The following is a 2263-nucleotide window of genomic DNA, read 5'->3' as shown; positions in this document are numbered from 1 at the left end:
TAATTCCACTTCCCCGAAGGGAAGCGACCTGTAGGGCTGGGCTTTACCTCAAACTCAAGCAGCAGCACCACCTGACGGAAATACCGCTGTCGATATTCCGCCAGGAAATATGCAGCCCGAGGTCTGTCAAAATCAGCGGGTAGCTCCAGCGCTGCTATATCCAACGGTTGCCCCACCAGAGCGTACCCCAGAGATGCAAAGAGACCAGCCACCTCAGCAACCGATCGGATCCCTCGAATGTCTTCCACATCCAGTTGAGTAGCCATTGCCGCACTCCGGTGATCTGTGGCGGTAGTGTCGCGTATTTTGTGGGTTAAGCATGGAGGGCGGAATGGACCGAGAGGAGCTCAAGAGGTTGACCAAGGAGGAGATCAGCCGGCGCATCCGGGAAGGGGTCAAGGCCGTCATAGTGCTCCGCACCGCTTACGCGAACGAGCAGGTGTTGGAAGAAGAGATGACCGAGCACCTGGCTGCGGGTTACCGTGAGCGCACCCCAAGCCGCCGCGGGGAGCGGAACGGCTACTACACCCGGGACCTCATCACGCCGGCGGGCAGGATCGCCCAGCTCCGGGTACCCCGGGACCGGGAGGGGACTTTCCTGACCGAGGTCTTTGAGCGGTACAAGCGGATGACCGGGGAGGTGGAAGAAGCGGTGCTGGAGATGTACCTGCAAGGGGTCTCCACCCGCAAGGTAGCGGCCATCACGGAGGGCCTGTCCCGGGTGCGCATCGGTAAGGACGCGGTCTCCAGGGTAGCTCAGCGCCTGGAGGAGGAGCTCTCCGCCTGGCGGGGCCGGCCTTTGGAGCTGGCCTACCCCTACCTCTACCTGGCCGCGGCCTACTTCAAGGTGAACTGGGGCGGGCGGGTGGTGGACCTGGCCCTTCTGGTGGCGGTGGGGGTGAACGAAGAAGGCTACCGGGAAGTGCTGACGGTGGAGCCGGCGGGCGGGGAGAGGAAGGAGGCCTGGAGGAACCTGCTGAAGGGCCTGGTGGAGCGGGGGCTTCATGGGGTGAGGCTGGTCATTTCCGACGACCACCTTTCCATCCGCCAAGCGGTGATGGCGGAGCTTCCTGGGGCCAGCTGGCAGCGGTGCGTGGTGCACTTTATACTTTATACGGAACGTTTTAGCTCATGTGCCGCAGTCGGAGCGGGGTGTAGTGGCCGAGGAGCTCCAGGAGGTGTTTGTGGCGCGGCGGCGGGGCACGGCGGAATCTCTGGCCCAGGAGTTCGTTGAGCGTTACCGGGACCGGTTTAAGCGGGCGGTGGAGGTGTTTGCCCAGGGTCTGGGGGAGGCCCTGACCTACCTGGACTTTCCCGGGGTCCACCAGCGGCACATCAAGAGCACGAATGTGCTGGAGCGGCTTATCCGTGAGGTGAAGCGGCGGACCAGGGTGGTTGGGGTCTTCCCCGGCGAGGGGAGCCTGGTGAATCTGGCCACGGTGGTGATGCTGAGGGCCACGGAGGACTGGGCTTTCCGGCGTTACCTGGACATGGGCCCGCTTTGGGCCGTGGAAGAAAAACCCACAAAAATCGCGACTTGACCATGCATGTGGGATCCCCTCAGCGGATGAGGAACGGCAAGTAAACAGGGATCTGATCATTTACATCATTTACAAACTGCTTGTAGGTCTGCACCTGCCGGTTGATGATGGCCCAGCACAGTATCCCATGTGGGAAAGATAGGCGATGGGGATGTTGCGCTCTAGGCAACTCTGGATCAGTTGGGTTGTGACTTGGGCATGGCCAAAGATCAAAATCTGATCCATCAAAATCTGATCCAAGTGGGGCAATTGAGCCTGTTGAAGAACAGCTCCAGCCCGTTTGACAACCAGGCGTTCCTGGTCGAGGCTGAGGTAGCAATCCTGTTGGGACACATAGAGTGTTCTACCCATGAGGCCACTCCCAGAAGCCTAAAATTGAAGCTGAGGTGGGAACAAAACGGGGTCTTCTTCAAGTTAAAAGTCAGGCCCAAAAATGCTGTAAGGGAAGATGCGAATGGCGAAAAAGCAGAGCAGGGTTTCTGGTGTGGGATCCGTTCGTGACGGTGCGCTCCTGATGAAAGATCTGCAAACCCTGAGACACTACGGCATCCTTGGGGATCTGGTGTATCGTTGGGGCTACTATCTCGGCTCTAGCACCATGACCGAAGTGGAGTTCAACGCCGCCCTCAGCGAGGGGATCCCAAAGCCCAAGAGGTCTTTCAGGCCCAAAAGCCGCGGTTCGGTTGACGCAGACGAGCATGACTCTAGTCAATAATAAGCTC

General features: G+C 59.6%; 6 protein-coding genes. 4 read left to right on the top strand and 2 right to left on the bottom strand.

Annotation, left to right across the window (positions count from 1 at the left end; all coding sequences use genetic code 11):
- Positions 1–266 (bottom strand): hypothetical protein (locus NW818_RS01450; RefSeq protein ID WP_414331890.1); only part of this gene is annotated, 266 nt, incomplete at its 3' end.
- Between the two features lie 65 nt (positions 267–331).
- Between NW818_RS01450 and NW818_RS01445 the strand changes: the two genes are divergently transcribed.
- Together NW818_RS01445 and NW818_RS01440 are read left to right on the top strand one after the other, a co-directional pair.
- The gene (locus NW818_RS01445; RefSeq protein WP_414423633.1) at positions 332–1234 is read left to right on the top strand and encodes an IS256 family transposase; all 903 of its coding nucleotides are present in this window, start codon (positions 332–334) and stop codon (positions 1232–1234) included.
- Positions 1158–1541 carry a transposase gene (locus NW818_RS01440; protein WP_414412887.1) on the top strand — a complete coding sequence of 128 codons (384 nt, stop codon included), beginning with the start codon at positions 1158–1160 and terminating at the stop codon, positions 1539–1541. Before NW818_RS01445 ends, NW818_RS01440 begins: the two co-directional genes overlap by 77 nt.
- A gap of 69 nt (positions 1542–1610) precedes the next feature.
- Here NW818_RS01440 and NW818_RS01435 read toward each other — a convergent pair whose 3' ends face one another.
- Entirely contained in the window at positions 1611–1832 is a 222-nt protein-coding gene (locus NW818_RS01435; protein WP_414423634.1) for a CRISPR-associated endonuclease Cas1, read from the bottom strand.
- On the opposite strand from NW818_RS01435, the gene NW818_RS01430 reads away from it, so the two are divergent.
- Together NW818_RS01430 and NW818_RS01425 are read left to right on the top strand one after the other, a co-directional pair.
- Positions 1740–2042, top strand: a complete 303-nt coding sequence (locus NW818_RS01430) for a hypothetical protein (protein ID WP_414423635.1) — start codon at positions 1740–1742, stop codon at positions 2040–2042. The two genes, NW818_RS01435 and NW818_RS01430, sit on opposite strands and share 93 nt — an antisense overlap.
- Positions 1996–2256 (top strand): hypothetical protein, encoded by a 261-nt coding sequence (locus NW818_RS01425; protein WP_414351301.1) that lies wholly within the window; start codon positions 1996–1998, stop codon positions 2254–2256. Before NW818_RS01430 ends, NW818_RS01425 begins: the two co-directional genes overlap by 47 nt.
- The last annotated feature ends 7 nt before the right edge of the window (positions 2257–2263 follow it).

It is taken from the genome of Synechococcus sp. R6-5, assembly GCF_047461775.1.
Lineage (GTDB): Bacteria > Cyanobacteriota > Cyanobacteriia > Thermostichales > Thermostichaceae > Thermostichus.
This window is presented reverse-complemented; position numbering and strand designations above follow the sequence as displayed.